The 17,134-nt window shown below is 38.7% G+C and carries 18 protein-coding genes; 4 read left to right on the top strand and 14 right to left on the bottom strand.

The genetic code is table 11. The annotated features are described in order from the left end of the window. On the top strand, nt 1–3,090 hold the full coding sequence (locus DIZ80_04940) for a CusA/CzcA family heavy metal efflux RND transporter (protein ID RDH84813.1): 3,090 nt from the start codon (nt 1–3) through the stop codon (nt 3,088–3,090). After that, nucleotides 3,087–3,392 carry a hypothetical protein gene (locus DIZ80_04945; protein ID RDH84814.1) on the top strand — a complete coding sequence of 102 codons (306 nt, stop codon included), beginning with the start codon at nt 3,087–3,089 and terminating at the stop codon, nt 3,390–3,392. The genes DIZ80_04940 and DIZ80_04945 overlap by 4 nt, the downstream gene beginning before the upstream one ends. A gap of 107 nt (nt 3,393–3,499) precedes the next feature. Here the strand turns inward: DIZ80_04945 and DIZ80_04950 are convergent, their stop codons facing one another. The 3 genes from DIZ80_04950 to DIZ80_04960 form a co-directional block, all read right to left on the bottom strand. After that, nucleotides 3,500–3,904, bottom strand: a complete 405-nt coding sequence (locus DIZ80_04950; GenBank protein RDH84815.1) for a CBS domain-containing protein — start codon at nt 3,902–3,904, stop codon at nt 3,500–3,502. 13 nt (nt 3,905–3,917) lie between these two features. Next, nucleotides 3,918–5,324: a hypothetical protein gene (locus DIZ80_04955; GenBank protein RDH84816.1), complete on the bottom strand. Its 1,407-nt coding sequence runs from the start codon at nt 5,322–5,324 to the stop codon at nt 3,918–3,920. 78 nt (nt 5,325–5,402) lie between these two features. Next, the gene (locus DIZ80_04960) at nt 5,403–5,957 is read right to left on the bottom strand and encodes a hypothetical protein (GenBank protein ID RDH84817.1); all 555 of its coding nucleotides are present in this window, start codon (nt 5,955–5,957) and stop codon (nt 5,403–5,405) included. Between the two features lie 230 nt (nt 5,958–6,187). On the opposite strand from DIZ80_04960, the gene DIZ80_04965 reads away from it, so the two are divergent. Beyond that, a complete protein-coding gene (locus DIZ80_04965; protein RDH84818.1) occupies nt 6,188–6,619 on the top strand; it encodes a nucleoside-diphosphate kinase in 432 nt (143 codons plus the stop codon). 80 nt (nt 6,620–6,699) lie between these two features. Here the strand turns inward: DIZ80_04965 and DIZ80_04970 are convergent, their stop codons facing one another. The 5 genes from DIZ80_04970 to DIZ80_04990 all read right to left on the bottom strand — a co-directional run bounded on the left by DIZ80_04970 (nt 6,700) and on the right by DIZ80_04990 (nt 12,302). Further along, nucleotides 6,700–7,128, bottom strand: a complete 429-nt coding sequence (locus DIZ80_04970) for a hypothetical protein (protein ID RDH84819.1) — start codon at nt 7,126–7,128, stop codon at nt 6,700–6,702. Between the two features lie 105 nt (nt 7,129–7,233). Then, nucleotides 7,234–8,133: a heterodisulfide reductase gene (locus DIZ80_04975; protein RDH84820.1), complete on the bottom strand. Its 900-nt coding sequence runs from the start codon at nt 8,131–8,133 to the stop codon at nt 7,234–7,236. Nucleotides 8,134–8,144: 11 nt separating this feature from the next. Continuing rightward, on the bottom strand, nt 8,145–8,765 hold the full coding sequence (locus DIZ80_04980) for a heterodisulfide reductase (protein RDH84821.1): 621 nt from the start codon (nt 8,763–8,765) through the stop codon (nt 8,145–8,147). Between the two features lie 12 nt (nt 8,766–8,777). Then, nucleotides 8,778–11,024, bottom strand: a complete 2,247-nt coding sequence (locus DIZ80_04985; GenBank protein RDH84822.1) for a heterodisulfide reductase — start codon at nt 11,022–11,024, stop codon at nt 8,778–8,780. A gap of 3 nt (nt 11,025–11,027) precedes the next feature. Continuing rightward, nucleotides 11,028–12,302 (bottom strand): heterodisulfide reductase subunit A, encoded by a 1,275-nt coding sequence (locus DIZ80_04990; GenBank protein RDH84823.1) that lies wholly within the window; start codon nt 12,300–12,302, stop codon nt 11,028–11,030. A gap of 425 nt (nt 12,303–12,727) precedes the next feature. Here DIZ80_04990 and DIZ80_04995 point away from each other — a divergent pair, with 425 nt between their 5' ends. Then, nucleotides 12,728–13,192, top strand: a complete 465-nt coding sequence (locus DIZ80_04995; protein ID RDH84824.1) for a peroxiredoxin — start codon at nt 12,728–12,730, stop codon at nt 13,190–13,192. 40 nt (nt 13,193–13,232) lie between these two features. On the opposite strand, the gene DIZ80_05000 is transcribed toward DIZ80_04995, so the two are convergent. The 6 genes from DIZ80_05000 to DIZ80_05025 all read right to left on the bottom strand — a co-directional run bounded on the left by DIZ80_05000 (nt 13,233) and on the right by DIZ80_05025 (nt 17,133). Continuing rightward, nucleotides 13,233–13,418, bottom strand: a complete 186-nt coding sequence (locus tag DIZ80_05000) for a hypothetical protein (GenBank protein ID RDH84825.1) — start codon at nt 13,416–13,418, stop codon at nt 13,233–13,235. 5 nt (nt 13,419–13,423) lie between these two features. Next, nucleotides 13,424–14,848: a uroporphyrinogen-III C-methyltransferase gene (cobA, locus tag DIZ80_05005; protein RDH84826.1), complete on the bottom strand. Its 1,425-nt coding sequence runs from the start codon at nt 14,846–14,848 to the stop codon at nt 13,424–13,426. A 212-nt stretch (nt 14,849–15,060) separates the two neighbouring features. Then, a complete protein-coding gene (grxC, locus tag DIZ80_05010; protein ID RDH84827.1) occupies nt 15,061–15,318 on the bottom strand; it encodes a glutaredoxin 3 in 258 nt (85 codons plus the stop codon). Nucleotides 15,319–15,360: 42 nt separating this feature from the next. Beyond that, on the bottom strand, nt 15,361–16,065 hold the full coding sequence (gene fliP, locus DIZ80_05015; GenBank protein ID RDH85043.1) for a flagellar biosynthetic protein FliP: 705 nt from the start codon (nt 16,063–16,065) through the stop codon (nt 15,361–15,363). Between the two features lie 68 nt (nt 16,066–16,133). Beyond that, nucleotides 16,134–16,541, bottom strand: coding sequence for a flagellar biosynthetic protein FliO (fliO, locus tag DIZ80_05020; protein ID RDH85044.1), 408 nt, complete (start codon nt 16,539–16,541; stop codon nt 16,134–16,136). Between the two features lie 199 nt (nt 16,542–16,740). Further along, on the bottom strand, nt 16,741–17,133 hold the full coding sequence (locus DIZ80_05025) for a flagellar motor switch protein FliN (GenBank protein RDH84828.1): 393 nt from the start codon (nt 17,131–17,133) through the stop codon (nt 16,741–16,743). Nucleotide 17,134 lies beyond the last annotated feature (1 nt).

Consider the following 17,134-nt stretch of genomic DNA (forward strand, 5'->3'; position numbering starts at 1 on the left):
ATGATCTCTGCAATTTTACGATTCTCTCTCATTCAACGATTAATGATCGTGCTCATAACCGTTGCCATTTCAGCAGCGGGTATCTGGTCATTTAAAAACTTACCTATAGATGCCTTCCCGGATATCTCATCACCCCAGGTTCAGATAATCATTAAAGCACCTGGCATGTCACCAACAGAAGTTGAACAACGCATTACCTTTCCAGTTGAAACAGAAATGCAGGGGATACCCGGACAAAAAATTCTACGTTCTACGACTAAATACGCATTAAGTATTATCGTTGTTGATTTTGAAGATAACGTTGATATATACCATGCACGAAACCTTGTAAATGAGCGCCTTAATCAGGTCTGGTCTTCCTTACCCGCGGGAGTTGAAGGCGGACTTGCGCCTATTACAACACCACTGGGTGAGATATATATGTATCGTATTATTGGTGATAATTACACTAATCAGGAATTACGCAGCCTTCAGGACTGGGTCATAAGGCCTCACTTACGTCAGGTAGAAGGCGTTGCAGACATTAATTCACTCGGTGGTGAAGTACGTAATTATGAAGTTATTATCAAACCTGATGCACTGGTAAAACACGGTATTTCCATTGATGAAATTGAACAAGCTCTTGCAAAGAATAACCGTAATGCAGGTGGTGACCGTATCAATAGAAACAATGAAGTACTTCTCGTACGTACATTGGGAAAGCTACACGATGCAGAAGACATTAGAAATATAACAATACGTACTCGCTATGGTACGCCATTACACATACGTGACGTAGCAGAGGTACGTAGCGGCAGCATGACTCGTTATGGTGCTGTAACTGCAGATGGTGAAGGAGAGGTTGTTACAGGTCTTGTATTACTACGCAAAGGCGAAAACAGTTTAAAGACCGTTGAAGGTATTAAAAAGTCATTTGAATCATTAAAAACAATTCTACCTGATGGTATAACCATTGACGTATTTTATGATCGTACTGACTTAATCACCAAGGCAGTATGGACAGTTGAAAAAGCACTGGGTGAAGCTGTTATTCTGGTTCTACTGGTTTTGATTATCATGTTGGGTGATATTCGAAGCGCATTAACGGTTGCCGTTATTCTACCCTTATCCGTTTTATTTACTTTCATTTTAATGAAAATGTTTGGCGTATCAGCCAACCTTATGTCTCTGGGTGGCCTCACCATAGCAATTGGTATTCTTGTAGATGCTGCCGTTGTGGTAGTTGAAAATATACATAGCCATTTCAGCAAGGGAGCGAAAGGATTAAATAAACTACATTTAATTTATCGTGCAGTGCTTGAAGTATCAGCACCGGTTATATCTGGTATTTTAATTATTGTAGCGGTATTCCTGCCCCTGTTCAGCCTTACCGGTTTAGAAGGAAAAATGTTTACACCACTGGCCGTTACTATTAGTTTCGCTCTACTTGGTTCATTAGTTCTGTCATTAACTGTTATTCCGGTAATCGCAAGTTTCTTTATGAAAGTCCACGATAATTCACATGATGAAAAAGAAGGGCGTTTAATTAGAGGATTGAAATACATTTATCTACCTGTGATGAACATGGCATTAGTGTATCGAAAAACATCGGTCTGCATTGCCCTTGCTGCATTAATAGCTACCGCTCCATTATTCGCTCAGATAGGTAAAGAGTTTATGCCTACCATGGACGAAGGTAATACGGTAATCATCATTGAAAAAGATCCGAGCATAACACTTGAAAAATCTATCGAAATGGATGCCCCTTTTCAGAAGGCCATGATGGAGTTACCCGAAATTATCGGTATAACCTCAAGAACCGGTGCCGATGAATTACGTATGGACCCAATGGGTTTATATCAGACCGATAATTTTATTATCACCAAACCTAGAGAAGAATGGGATATTTCTTTAAAAAAATTCAAGGAAAATTTACGTGAAATTCTCTCTGGTTTTGAAAATATTGAATATGCATTTACTCAACCTATAGATATGCGTGTATCAGAGATGTTAACAGGGGTTCGCTCCGCCATGGCAATTAAACTTTATGGTGACGATTTATCTATACTCGATCAAAAATCGGCTGAAATCGAAGAACTAGTTAAAAACATAGAGGGTGCAGTTGATGTATTTAGAACTGATATTTCTGGACAACAGTATCTGCAGATAGATATTAATCAAAATGCAATTTCCAAATACGGAATAAATGTCGAGGACATTAACTCACTGGTAGAGTCTGCTATAGGTGGAACAGTGGTAACCAATATACTGGAAAACAACAGGCCTGTGAATGTACTCATTCGTTATGAGGAAAAATATCGTAATTCAACTGAGTCCATCAAGAAAATACTGGTTAGCATACCTAATGGCAATAAAATACCTCTTAGCAAATTAGCCAATATAAAAGTCGTTGACGGACCGATACAAATTATTCGTGAATCAGCTAAGCGACAGATAGTAATACAGTCGAATGTTGAAAATCGTGACGTAGTGAGTTTTGTTAATGACGTACAAAATACAATTTCAAAAAACGTTGATTTACCAACGGGTTATTATGTGACATTTGGTGGGCAATTTGAAAATCAGCAACGTGCTGCTAAAACACTAACATTAGTTGTGCCTATAGCCATTGCTCTAATTTTCATCATGTTATTCACTACTTTCAGATCTATGTTGCAGGCCGGACTTATATTACTCAATATCCCCTTTGCAATGATAGGCGGTGTTATCAGCCTGTATATTTCTGGTCTGTACCTTTCTGTACCTGCATCGGTTGGTTTTATTACGCTCTTTGGCGTTGCCGTACTTAACGGTGTAGTGATGGTAAGTTACTTCAACCAGTTAAGACAAAGCGGCCTAAGTTTGATCGACTCTGTTAAGCAGGGTGCAGAACGTCGACTTAGACCTGTTTTAATGACTGCATTAATCGCAAGCTTTGGTTTATTACCACTACTAACAGCAACAGGTCCTGGTTCAGAACTACAGCAACCACTGGCTGTCGTTGTGATTGGTGGTTTAATTACTTCAACCTTACTGACATTAATATTACTCCCTACCCTGTATGCCTGGATGGAAGAAAAACTTGAAAATAAAATTGAGGTTAAATCATGAAAAAGCTTTCCATGGTAGTACACGAATCGCTACAACAAACTTTAGCTGACTACTTACGTAGTCAGAAACTGGATACATTTATGTTTAACCACATTGAAGAACACAGTTCAAATTTAGAAAAAGATTCTTTTTTATCTGCCCGAGATAAAGTTGTAGGCTACGTTCCTCAGGTTAGATTAGATATTATACTTAGTAAAGATGAAATAAAATCATTACTAGATAACATTCGAAAATCAGATTGTGCATTCAAGGGAAAAGGAATTTACTGGATAACGGATATTGATGAATTCGGAGTTTTATAAGGAGTAATTTAATTTAAAAACAGGACATAAATTATAATCCTGTAATCTATAACTATCGATTCAGATATTTTATTTAATTTTAATAGTTTATCTGAATCAATTTAACTTTACTTATCGTCAAATATTTTTAATAAATCACGCCAGCTAACTATACCCACAGGTTCGTTTTCATCATTCACAACGGGTATACATGAAATATTATGTTTTTTAAAAACTTTAATAACATCAGACAATCCCGATTTTTCAGATAACGTTATCGGTTTCCTTGTCAGTATTTGATGCGCTTTTTTATTTAAGATTGCAAGATCTCTTGTCGTTTCTGACACAGTACCAATTGTTGGACTTAAAATCTTAAATAAATCCCTGTCAGAAATAATCCCAAACAACTCACCCGAGTCAACCACAAGTAAATGATGGAATGGTGAGTTATCAAATATTTCCTTCACTACCGCTACTGAATCACCCAATCTAACAGTAACAATAGACGTACTCATAATATCTTTAATACTCATTTTTTCCCTCTATTTAATTTTTATTACTTGTTCTAATTATATTTTTAATTATTGAACCGGGCCTAGTCAATAAACTCTTAATAAAAAGCAACACTCGATCCATTGTTTTACCAACCGGGTTTGTTTTCTGAAAATCCAGTTCAGGTAGCACAAGTTTCAATTTTTGATAAATCGTAGTTAAATCAATATTAAAGTCATTCTGTTTGAGGCTTCGAACAATAACTAGCGTTTTATCGTTATCACTTTTTGGCAGTTTTCTCATATCAATAATCTTAAAATCTACACGTGCCTGTTTATCTGAGTTCAAAAGTAACATAATCTGTGGCTTACTACGATTAGTGTAGTTCTGAGCAAGCACGACACCTACTTCACCGGTTTTAAACTCCACCAGACTTCCGTTAGGGTATATACCCATGCAATGCATAAATTTGTCTATTAGTTCAGCCTGAAAATGTTGTTTTCTTAATTTGTATAACTCCTGTATTGCATCAAAGGGGGTGAGAGACTGATTATAAGGGCGCTGACTACACATTGCATTATAGCAATCAATAACCCCTGCTATTCTTGCATACGCAGGAATTCTGTATTCTTTTAAACCATTAGGGTAACCACTTCCATCACTACGTTCATGATGTGCAAGAACCATGTTAATTACATCTTCATGAATATTTTTATCTTGCCTTAAAAATTGAACCCCATGCTCGACATGACTGTAAACTTCACCAAACTCCTGATCAGTTAATGTTTCGGTTTTATTTAAAACAGCTTCAGAAACATTAACTTTACCAACATCCATTAACAGAGCACCTGTAGCCAGTCTGTTAATTTCTTCTATTGGCATCCCCATGAATCGGCCAAACGATAACGCTAAAACACAGGCATCAATTCCATGGTAATAATTAAGATTATTTTGACTCCTTAATCTAATCAGCAACAATAAAGCATCCGGATTACGCATAACACTTTCAACTAATGGCTGTATAAAATAAGGAACAAGCTTCAATCCCAGTATTTTTCCATGTTTTATATTATCCATAACCAGATAATATTTATTAGTTGCCTCCTCAAGAACTTCTTTTGCTGTATCAATCTCTTCCTTTAGTGAAAGTTTCTTCTTATAACGAATTTTTCGTTTTTTCTTAACTATCTCTTTCTCAAGAAAATCTGATGTTGGTAGCTCTAGATCTTCTTCCATATAGAATTCAGCTTCTATACCTCGACTAATATCGATATAAACAGAATTACAATACTTACGCAACGCATCAAGCTCTTCGTCAGTTCTAAGAAAGAACCCCTGCAACCAAAAAGGAGTATCTATCCATGGTCGATCTAATCGATTGATAAACATTTCTTTTTTTACAAATAAAACATTCACTCGTCGTTCGTATTTTCTTATATTTCTAGCTGAATTGTTTGGCATATTATTTCTTCAGTACCGCTCTAACTATATTTGATTAAAAACAACCACAAACATCCTGATAAATAATATCTTTACAATTTAATCTATAATATTTCTTTCTTTAAGAGATGCATATTTTTTTAATATATTTTTTTCCATCTCTGGTATTAGCTTTAAACTTGCCTCTTCGGACAATCTTTTAATTTCTTTTGCAGCAAATGCATTTCTACCTTCAGATAATAATCTAAGATTTTTAGATACATTAGAGTAAAAACGCCTAACCTGTGTTAATAATTCTGCTTCTATTTGAAAACTATGTCCAGTATTAGTCATGGTTGTCCAGATAAAAGTATCCAGCTCATTATTAGCACCCTGCTTAAAGTTGATTTCCCCCTTTAGATATCCTGTACTGTAACTACTAGCATATTCAGTATTATCCCTGATTTCACTTAAAAGCGCAGACTCCATATAATATAATTCTCTATCCATCCTTGTTTTTTCAAACTCAACAGCCACATCAAAACCAGCCCCTGCGGCAAGGTATACACCTAATACAGTTGATACAATTATAATAATATGACTAATCCAGAACTCTGCTGATGCTTTTTCTTTTGGATTTATAATTGTTTTAGCCACTGCAAGTATCTTACTCATTCATTTATCCTGTTTTTAATCCTTAATTATTCCTATTTTAATTTAAAATTACTATTATTTTCCAGTTATTATTAATAAATAACTCATATAAATCAATAAGATAGATTAAGACAAACCTAAAGCCAAAAAAAACAAACAATATTAGTGAGCGCTAATCAACTTAATGATATCCTCTCGCGCCCTGTGTTATTACACAACAGGTTATTTGTTAAAAATTTTAGAGGTTATACATGTCGATTCAACGCACTTTCTCAATAATTAAACCCGATGCTGTTGCAAAAAACGTAATTGGTGAAATATACAGTCGTTTTGAAAAAGGTGGACTAAAAATTGTTGCTTCAAAAATGCTCCAATTAACTAAAGAGCAGGCTGAAGGTTTTTATGCCGTACACAATAAACGCCCCTTCTTTGGTGAATTAGTCGATTTTATGATTTCTGGTCCGGTTATAGTTCAGGTACTGGAAGGTGAAAATGCTATTGTACGTAATCGCGAGCTCATGGGTGCTACCAACCCGGCTGAGGCTGATAAAGGCACTATACGTAGAGATTTTGCAGATAGCCTGGATGAAAACGCTGTTCATGGCTCAGATGCTGCTGAAACTGCTGCAGAAGAAATTAAGTTTTTCTTTAGTGATGAAGAACTTTGCGAAAGGATTCGTTAATAATTATTCTTTAGCAATTAACGCATAATACTCCAGACGATTTTTCGTCTGGAGTTATTTTCGCAATACTACACCTATATTTAGCTTTCACTTTCCTGCAATATATTATTAAGTTCTTCACCTGTAAATAACTGTTCCACAAGCGGAAACAATTGCCTTTCTTCTAATCGAGTATGATCATGCAACAACTGCCCAAACTCAGGTAACATTTGATAGTTTCCACCTGAAATTTCTTCCACCATCTTTTCCAGAACTTTATGTTCTTTCTGTAACTGCTGGCATAAATCTGAAATTTCTTTACCTTTTTTTTCAGCTACACTAAATATTGTTTTTTCTTCTATTCTAAAATGTCTGAACCACTTAACATCAAAGTCTAATTTAAGTTGACGACTAAAATTCCTTACAACTTCTTCAGTCTCCTTAGTTATTATTTTTTTGCATTTACTTGCCAGTACCAAAGATTGATGATGCTCTTTAGAAATATATTGTAACTGCTCAATACGCTTCATTAAGGTTACCTTTTATTTTTACGACTAACGACTTATAACTCTATTTTTTAGACAAAAAAAAGCCCGACAAATGTCGGGCTTTTTTAACACTAATAATGATTAAGCTTATTTAGCAGCAATATCATTCAACTGTTTAGACTGAATCATTAATCCATCTAAACCAGCTTCTGAAGCTGACTTACCATAAGCAACAGCCATTAATGTAGAGTAATAAGTAACAGGGATATTAAATTTAGTACCGTAATCGGCATTAATATCATTCTGATACGCTTCTACATTTAACTGACATACCGGGCAAGGCGTTACAATCATGTCAGCACCATTATCATATGCTGCTTCGATAATACCTTTAACCAGTGCCTGTGATTTTTTAGGCTCTGAGAATGCTAACGCACCACCACAACATGAAACTTTCTTTTCATATGTAGTACAGGCTTCTGCACCCATTGCTTCAACCATGTTATCCAGATACTTAGGGTTTTCGAAAGACTCGCCATCAATACCGAATGGACGGTTAGTCTGGCAACCTACGTAACCTGCAATTTTAAGACCTTCAAGCGGCTTGACCACTTTCTCTTTCATTGCATCGAAACCGATATCTTCAACTAGTACTTCTGTGAAGTGACGAACCTTAGGCATTTCTTTAGAAAGCTCCAGGTGTGCTTCTTTCAGTGCAGTTTCAGTACCTTCACGAATCTCTTCGTTATCTTCGATACGCTCTTTTGCTTCACGTGTTGCTAACCAGCAAGCTGCACAGGTTGCTACAATTTCCTGACCAGGATTATTCTGCTCAGATAGTGCAATATTACGTGCAGATAATGCTAAACGAGGAAGCTCACCACCACCTGAGTAACCGATAGATGCTGAACAGCAGTTCCAGTCTGGAATGTCATTCAGTTTGATATCTAGCGTATCGCAAATCGAATTAATCGAGGTTTGCAGGTTTGAACCTGACGTGCCTTTCTGTGAAGAGCAGCCCGGGTAAAATGAATATTCTTTGGACATTACATATGCTCCTATGAGTTACCAGAAATGCGCGCTTCTTCAATTTCCTGCGCTTTCTTAATCATGGCTTTAAGGCCAGACTTATCTTTAACACTATGACCACCCAGAATTTCCATCGGGTTTAAACGTTTAGCTTTTAACATACCTAAACCTAAACCTGATGCTGCTAGTGCATTTTTAATGCCCTGAACAAAACCATCAAGGAAATACAGTGCGATACCTAATTTCAGCTCATTAACACGACCGTTAACCATTAAGTTATCCCAGAACTTCTGAGAGAAACGTAATGTTGCCTGATTTTTAGGTGCAATACCTAAACGCTTAGCGTAATGCGCTAAGCCGTGCATGATGTGTGTAATCGGTAACTCACGTGGACAACGTGCGATACAGTTATAACAAGAGGTACACATCCACATAGATTCAGATGATAAAACTTCTTCACGCTTGCCCGCGCGTATCATCATGAATAATTCCTGTGGCGGGTGATCCCAGTAAGGACCCATTGGGCATGAGCCGGCACAAACACCGCACTGCATACACATTTTAACCCAGTCACCTTCTTCTACATTCGCTTCAACTTCTTTAAGGAAGTTATTGCGATACTTTTCAACCATCTGGTTATTATCACTCATAATTATCTCCCCTTAGAACTTGAATGGACTCATGCCGATTTCTTCAATGGTTTTCGCCATGTCATTAATCAGTTCAGTCGTACGAGTTACATCAGTAATAGCGACTTCATAAGTTGCTACACGTTCTTTTTCTAGATTCAGTGTTTCCAGTGTATCTGCAATTTTGCTCATACGGATATGTGCAATTTCAGAGCCCTTCACAAAGTGACACTGATAATCATCACCCTTCTGACAACCCATCAGGATAATACCGTCATAACCTGAGTTAAGCGCATCTGTTAACCAGATAGTGTTAACCGAACCTAAACAACGAACTGGTACTACACGCGTAAACGCGCTGTATTCCAGTTTGTTTTGTGCAGCCATATCTAGTGCTGGATATGCATCGTTTTCACAAGCAAGCACTAAGATACGAGGTTTTTCGTCAAACTCGTCCGGCATATCAACATTCTTGATTTGCTGGCCAACTGTATCAACCGAGTAGTTCTCGAAAGAGATAACACGTACAGGACATGCACCCATACAAGTACCACAACGACGACAACGTGATTCATTATAAGATGGGAAACCTTTCTCATCTTCGTTGATTGCGCCAAATGGGCATTCAACCGTACAACGTTTACATTGTGTACAACCTTCAATTCGGAAACTTGGGAAACTTAAGTCACCAGAACGTGGATGAGCTGCTGCACCTTTGGCTGCATTTTCCACTTCCTGAATGGCTTTCATTGCCGCGCCAGTTGCATCGATTGTTGACTGTAAGCTGTCCATTGGACGGCGAACGGGGCCAGCAGAGTAGATACCTGTACGACGAGTTTCATATGGGAAACAGATGAAATGTGAATCAGTGAAACCGTGCTTAAGATGCGGTAAATCTGTACCCTGACGGTAATCAAGGTTAAGAATTGAATCTACCGTTACTTCGATTTCCATTGGAATCTCTTCACCCGCTTTTTCAGCGGCTTCCTTAGCTTCCTGTAATGCATATGGATGAGGACCAGAATTTGGCTCCTGACCCGTAGCAAGCACAACTAGATCAGCTGGCATTGACGTATCATCATTAAGGATCATATCCTTAAAGTTGATCGTTAAATCATTACCGCTTGCTTCGATTGTGCTTACTGTAGACTTAGTAAAGATAACGCCTTTCTTCTGACCTGCACGGTAAAAATCTTCACCGCCAGCACCAGGAGTACGTAGATCGTCATACATAATAACCGTATCTACATCCGGGTTTGCATCTTTAAAGTACATTGCCTGTTTGATAGATGCTGTACAGCAGAAACCAGAACAGTAAGGTAAGTAACCTTCTTTATCACTACGCTGACCAGCACATTGTACGAATACAACGCTTGAAACTTCTTTGCCGTCTTTGCGCTTGATTGGTCCGCCGTTAGCTTCTTTAGCTAATGCTTCTAATTCAAGTTGCGTAATAACATTTTCAGATTTGTCATAAGCAAATTCTGTAAGCTTGTTTGCATCGAACTGCTTCATACCAGAAGCCTGAACAATTGCACCAATAGCTACATTTGAAGTTGCACCGCTTTCAGTAGAAATATCTACATCAAATCGACCTGGTGCACCGGCTGTTTTAGTAACCGTTGAGTTCAGGTGAACTGTAATGTTTGAAGCAGCTTCAATTTTCGCGATTAAATCAGCAACCGTTGTATCTTCTGGCTCAGCATAAGGCGAAGTTGTTGCTACACGTTTGTGTAACTGCCCCATCACACCACCAAGCTCGGCAGATTTTTCAACAATCACTGCTGGATAACCCGCATCAGCTGCTTCGATTGCTGCAGTCATGCCGGAAATACCACCACCGACTACAAGAATATTTTTATTCAGTTCCTGCTCACCAGAACGAGTCGGTAATTTCTGGAACTTAGATTCAGCACAGGCCATACGAATATAATCGTCTGCCATTTCCTGTGTCGTTTCATTCGCTTCGTCATTATCAGGACGAACCCAGATAACACCTTCACGTAAGTTAGCACGTGCAACCGATACGTTCTGGAATGCAAAGGCTTCAACCTTCGCACGACGCGAACATGCACCGATAATAACGTGATTGGTTTCGCCGGAATCAATATCCGCCTGAATCATTGCAACGCCTTCAGCGCTACATAAGAAGTCATGTGACTTAGCATATTTTGCCTTGCCATCACGTGTTGCCGTCTGCTCAAGCTGGCCACAATCTAAACGATCGCCAATGCCACAGCCTTTACAAATATAGGCACCCATTAATAATTCGTCTGCCACTGTTTAGCCCTCCGATCCTGCAACGCGGTTAACAACCTGAATAGCTTTTAACGCACAAGCTGTTGCACTTTGAACCGCACGGTTCACGTCTAGCGCATCAGAAGCACAACCCGCAGCGAAGATTCCGCCGTTGGTGCCATCGTTTTCTATATAACCATGCTCATTAACACTTACATCACCTGGTAATGTAGAAGTATCAATGCTTGGCTCCATACCTACAGCAAGTACAACCAGTTCATGCTCTGTTGCATAACGGTTATAACCTTCAGTATCAACACCTTGCAGAGTTGGGTTGTCATTCTCGCCTAAAGTAATATTAGCTACTTTAGATTTAATGAATGTTACATTTTCATCAGCCTGAACGTTTTTATAGAAATCTTCAAAACGGTCAATCGCACGAATATCAATGTAGTAGATAGTTGATTTAGCTTCAGCCGCTGTTGCATAGGTTGTTTGCTTCAAACTTGCCATGCAGCAAATACGCGAACAATGCTTCAGGTAGTTACGGTCACGTGAACCGGCACACTGGATAAAAGCAATATCTTTAACTTCAGCGCCATCAGATGGACGTAAGATTTTTCCACCGGTAGGGCCGGTTGGATCATTCATACGTTCAAATTCAACAGAAGTAATTACGTTCTTATAACGATCATAACCATAAGGCTGGATCTTGTTCGCATCAAATGGACGCCAACCCGTTGCGTATACAACCGCACCAACTTTAAGCTCAACCGTTTCTTCAGCCATATCTAAATCAATAGCATCAACCGGGCAAGCTGCTTTTGCTTTTTCAGCATCATCAGTTCCGATCATCGCAGGATCAATAACATAACGCTCTGGCAATGCCATGCGATGTGGCAGGTAAGCACCTTTGTGCTTGCTTAAACCATAGTTATATTCATCATCAAATTCAGATTCTACTGCTTCACCACAAGCGCCACATGATGTGCACTTATCGTTAACATAGCGAGGGCTGATTTTCACAGTCGCCGTGTAGTTACCTTCTTCACCTGTCAATGTTTCAACTTCTGACATAGTTAAGATAGTGATGTTAGGGTTCATCTTGGTACGGCGCTGGTTAATTTCCAGGCCACAAGTTGGGAAGCAAAGTTTTGGGAAATACTTATAAAGTTGAGTGATACGACCACCCACATAAGCACGCTTTTCCACAAGTATTACTTGCTTGCCAGCTTCAGCAGCTTCCAGTGCAGTGGTCATACCACTTACACCGCCACCTACTACCAGGATAGTCTCATTAGTTGCGACTACATCCGTCATTGATATTCCTCCGAAGCGGATAAGATTAATTTAAAACTTGTTTACGTAATAACCTATAAAGCACTCAATAAATAAAGCCCTGATATTACGTTTAAAATTCTTTTTAATGCCACGACTTTTACATTACACAGTCGTAGACTATTTTCAGGGTTGTAAAGATACTCCTTTATAAGGAATATCTCTAGGAAAATCAGTGCGTTTTAAATCGAAGTTTCCGATATACGAATAGAAAAAATTAATGCGGATAAGTTTTTTTGATATTAATCAAACAATATTAGATTTGACTAATGGGTTTTCGCAATAATGAGAATTATTTGCATTTAAATAATAGCTATTTATCAATCTCACCTTACAATTTGTAACACTACTACCTGCCACAATACTTTTATAATAATTAAAAACCCCGGACCAATATGGAGAAATAAATGCTACAAACCAACTCAAGTGCCCCCAACCTTACAAGCACTAACCAGAATAACGAACCCGTAAGTCTGTCTGACTTTAATAATAAAAAAAATATCGTGCTTTATTTTTACCCTAAAGACGATACACCGGGCTGCACGATTGAAGCTAATCAGTTTACTGAATTAGCCGATGAATTTAATAAAGCAGACACAATTATCTTTGGTGTTAGCAAAGATGACTGCAACAGCCACCAGGCTTTCATTAATAAATTTAATTTAAAAATAGACTTATTAGCTGATACTTCAGGTGAGTTATGTGAAGCATATGGTGTGTGGCAGGAAAAAGAAAAGAATGGTATTAAAAAAATGGGAATTGTCCGCTCAACATTTATTATCAATAAAGAAGGCAATTTAATCGATGTAGAATATGGTGTTTCAGCTGAGGGACATGCTGCAAACGTATTAGAAAAAATCAAAAATATTTAATCAACCTAAGAGTGAGGCAAAAAAATAATTGACCTCACTCTTAAATTTTATAACCAAGATCATTTAACAGATAATAAAAAATCGCTGCACCGACTATCACACTTAAACAGACCAGCACAACTCCAGCAAACCAGTACTTAAATCTTTTTAGTCCGGCTGCTTTCGCCTCAGATTCATCAACTTTTTTTTCTGATGAACCAGGCATCTGATTAACGTCAAAGGACATAATACTTACCACCTGCCTGCTTTAACTGCCTGACCTTGCGGATCTTCAGGGTTAAACCAGTCAAGTTTTTCTTTAAGTGATACAACCTCACCTACAATGATTAAAGTGGGCGGCTCAAAAGTATGCGTTCTAAGCGTTTCTTCCAGCGTATCCAGTGTTGCAATAACTGTTTTCTGATCAGGTGTTGTCCCCTTTTGCACTAATGCCACTGGAGTTGAAGGTGGTAAACCGTGACCAATCATTTCTTTACAAAGTGTTGGTGCACCATGCAGCCCCATATAGAAAACCACTGTTTGATTTGGTTGAGCCAGTGCAGGCCAGTTTAAATCTACCGTGCCATCTTTCAAATGACCGGTAACAAATACACAGGCCTGAGAATAATCACGATGCGTTAATGGAATACCCGCATAAGATGCACAACCTGCTGCAGCGGTAATACCCGGAACCACCTGAAATGGAATACCTTCCTGAGCCAGCAATTCAATCTCTTCACCACCGCGCCCAAAGATAAAAGGATCCCCACCTTTAAGACGTAATACACGTTTACCTTCTTTCGCTAAACGCACCAGCAGTTCATTAATATTTTCCTGCTGCATAGTATGTTTATCACGGGCTTTACCCACGTAAATTAATTCTGCATCACGACGCACCAGTTCACGAATAGCCGGTGAAACCAGACGATCATAAACCATCACATCACATGACTGCATTAAACGTAACGCTCTAAACGTTAACAGGTCGGGATCACCAGGACCGGCACCAACCAGATAAACTTCACCTTTAAATTTTGGATTCGAATCAGCTGCATCAATCGCCTGCTGTAATGCCTCAGCCGCCTCATCTTCGTGACCACTGTATACTCGGTCTGCAACTGTACTATCCAGCACTGACTCCCAGAAGGCACGACGTTGGTCGACATTGGTAAATTTTGCTTTAACTTTTTCTCTAAAATCAGAAACCAGCGCACCTAAACGACCGTATGCTGCTGGAATACAACCTTCCAGCTTAGTTCGTATCATTCGCGCCAGAACAGGAGAAGCACCACCAGTGGAAATAGCAATCTGCACGGGTGAGCGATCAACAATAGAAGGTGTTATAAATGAGCAAAGCGCTGGATCATCCACCACATTTACCGGAATACCACGAGCCTGAGCCAGCTCAGATGCACGTTTGTTTACATCACGGTTATCTGTTGCTGCGATAACCAGCACCGGTTGATCAATATCTGCATCTTCAAAATCACGGGCTATATGGGTTAATTTACCCTCTTCATGCCAGTCAGCCAGCTCTCGAGATAATTTTGGAGAGACGACGGTTACGGTGGAATGGGCTTTTAACAGCAACGACACTTTACGTGCAGCCACTTCACCACCGCCAATAACCAGGCAGGGTTTCTGTTTGATATCAAAGAATATAGGAAAAAAATCCACGTGGATTCCTCAAGATTTGGAGTTAACGGAGTATAGTATTGATTATAGCTGTTTGGGTCTATATCCCATAAGCTATGGGTTATAGCACTCAGGGTCAGACAGGGGTCGAGTCAAAACACACATCAGATGGACCAGTTACATCACATTTTACTGTATTTTGACTCCGCCCCCAAACACTGTCCACCAACGCGAATATTTAAGACCCGGGAGTTTTACGATTTTAACAACTTATCCAGTTTGCCTTTTCTATCCAGTGCAGCCAGATCGTCATAACCACCCACATGAACATCACCAATAAATATCTGTGGCACGGTATTACGCCGGGTTTCTTTTTCCATCGCAGCCCAGAGCTTTTTATTTCCCGCAACATCAATCACATGCATTTTTTTGACACCATGCTTTTTTAATAATTTTTCAGCACGCCGGCAATAAGGACATGACCGGGTTCGGTACATACGAACTTTATTCATTACAAGAGACGTTCTTTAGAAATAATCAGAAGCATAAGTTTATCAGGTAACAATAAAGCTTGCGGCCAGTGTCCCCATTACCAACGACCAGCCATCAACCAGCACAAACAACATTAACTTAAATGGTAGTGAAATTATCAGTGGAGATAACATCATCATACCCATAGCCATTAATACGCTGGCAACAACCAGATCAATAATAAGAAAAGGAATAAACAACATAAAACCAATCTGGAATGCTGTTTTTAATTCTGACGTTAAAAATGCAGGCATTAAAACAGAAAAAGGAACTGATTCAGGACCATCATAAGCATCATCACCCGCCAGATTTGCAAACAATTGCAAATCAGATTCTCGAGTCTGCTGAATCATAAACTTATGAAAGGGGGCTTTAAGTTTTTCAATTGCCTCATCTGCACTAATTTGTTCAGCAATATAAGGCTGGTACGCATTCTCATAGGCCTGGGTAAAAACAGGTGACATGATAAAAAAACTTAAAAATAGAGACAGACCGATTAATATCTGATTAGAAGGTGTCTGTGCTGTACCCAGTGCCTGTCGTAATATAGACAGCACAATAATAATCCGGGTAAACGATGTCATCGCCAACAGCAGTGCCGGTAATACCGACAGCACTGTCATAAACACTAATACCTGCAAAGAAACAGAATAGTCTTTACCACCGGATGCATTATCCTGAACAATTAAAGCAGGTAAAGTGGGCTCAGCTAAAACACCCGCAGACATAAATAATAAAAAACCAAACAGCGTAATTTTTATTAGATTCACACTGGAAAAGTAAATTCCAGAAATTTTCACTTCTGGCCTTCCATCACTTCTTCAAGTTTAGAACCGAACGAATCCGTTTGTGATGACTTTTCATTTTTAAGATCATCCAAAGAGCCGTCCAGCACATGTAGAGTTTGAATATGCCCGGGAGTAACACCTATAAGAAGGCGTTTGTTTTCAACCTCGATTAAAATTGCTTTTTCTCTGGTACCCAGCGACAAACCACCGAGCACTTTCATATCAACCTGATTATGATTAGGTAACCGACCATATTTTTTCAATACCCATGCCAGACCTAAAATAAGCGCAATGACAACCACTAATCCCATCGCCATATTCAATGCACCCATCATTGAAAAAGCATCAACTGAAGCGGGCTTAATTATATCTTCTGTTTTTGCAAAGGTTTCAATAGAAACAGAACTTAAAAACATAACAGCACATACTTTTAAGCAATTAGATAAAACATGATATTTAAAGTTGACTATTTCTAATAAAAACATAAAAACTTTTTCATTTCCGAATACATGTGCAAAAAATAAAGTATTTTAAAGCTACTCAGGTCTCTTGATTCTCGAAATATTTTTTTCTAAATCGAGGAAATAAATTATTTAACTGAATAATAGTATTTTATTATTTCAGTTTTTTCACGCGTTCTGCAGGGCTAATAATATCTGTTAAACGAATACCAAACTTTTCGTTTACAACTACAACCTCACCCCGGGCTATTAAAGTTCCATTTACCAGAACATCCATCGGCTCACCGGCCAAACGCTCCAGCTCAACAACTGAACCCTGATTAAGCTGTAGTAAATTTCGGATACTGATTTTGGTACGACCAATTTCCATCGATAAATTAACCGGTATATCCAGCACTACATCAAGATTCACATCAGAGCCCGGCATACTTGAATCAGTCAGCTCATCAAAACTGGCCGAACTGGCTGCATCCGCTGCTTCAGATTCCGCCTGCTCATTTAGAGCATCTGCCCATGGATCTTCTTCTGTATTTTCTTCATCACTCATG

The sequence above is a fragment of the endosymbiont of Galathealinum brachiosum genome, assembly GCA_003349885.1.
In the GTDB taxonomy this organism is placed as follows: domain Bacteria; phylum Pseudomonadota; class Gammaproteobacteria; order SZUA-229; family SZUA-229; genus SZUA-229.

Bases quoted from the DNA above. Each gene is read 5' to 3' on its own strand.
- DIZ80_04940 (RDH84813.1), top strand. From the start codon at position 1: ATGATCTCTGCAATTTTACGATTCTCTCTCATTCAACGATTAATGATC.
- DIZ80_04945 (RDH84814.1), top strand. From the start codon at position 3,087: ATGAAAAAGCTTTCCATGGTAGTACACGAATCGCTACAACAAACTTTA.
- DIZ80_04950 (RDH84815.1), bottom strand. From the start codon at position 3,904: ATGAGTATTAAAGATATTATGAGTACGTCTATTGTTACTGTTAGATTG.
- DIZ80_04955 (RDH84816.1), bottom strand. From the start codon at position 5,324: ATGCCAAACAATTCAGCTAGAAATATAAGAAAATACGAACGACGAGTG.
- DIZ80_04960 (RDH84817.1), bottom strand. From the start codon at position 5,957: ATGAGTAAGATACTTGCAGTGGCTAAAACAATTATAAATCCAAAAGAA.
- DIZ80_04965 (RDH84818.1), top strand. From the start codon at position 6,188: ATGTCGATTCAACGCACTTTCTCAATAATTAAACCCGATGCTGTTGCA.
- DIZ80_04970 (RDH84819.1), bottom strand. From the start codon at position 7,128: ATGAAGCGTATTGAGCAGTTACAATATATTTCTAAAGAGCATCATCAA.
- DIZ80_04975 (RDH84820.1), bottom strand. From the start codon at position 8,133: ATGTCCAAAGAATATTCATTTTACCCGGGCTGCTCTTCACAGAAAGGC.
- DIZ80_04980 (RDH84821.1), bottom strand. From the start codon at position 8,765: ATGAGTGATAATAACCAGATGGTTGAAAAGTATCGCAATAACTTCCTT.
- DIZ80_04990 (RDH84823.1), bottom strand. From the start codon at position 12,302: ATGACGGATGTAGTCGCAACTAATGAGACTATCCTGGTAGTAGGTGGC.
- DIZ80_04995 (RDH84824.1), top strand. From the start codon at position 12,728: ATGCTACAAACCAACTCAAGTGCCCCCAACCTTACAAGCACTAACCAG.
- DIZ80_05000 (RDH84825.1), bottom strand. From the start codon at position 13,418: ATGTCCTTTGACGTTAATCAGATGCCTGGTTCATCAGAAAAAAAAGTT.
- grxC (RDH84827.1), bottom strand. From the start codon at position 15,318: ATGAATAAAGTTCGTATGTACCGAACCCGGTCATGTCCTTATTGCCGG.
- fliP (RDH85043.1), bottom strand. From the start codon at position 16,065: ATGTCTGCGGGTGTTTTAGCTGAGCCCACTTTACCTGCTTTAATTGTT.
- fliO (RDH85044.1), bottom strand. From the start codon at position 16,541: ATGTTTTTAAGTTCTGTTTCTATTGAAACCTTTGCAAAAACAGAAGAT.
- DIZ80_05025 (RDH84828.1), bottom strand. From the start codon at position 17,133: ATGAGTGATGAAGAAAATACAGAAGAAGATCCATGGGCAGATGCTCTA.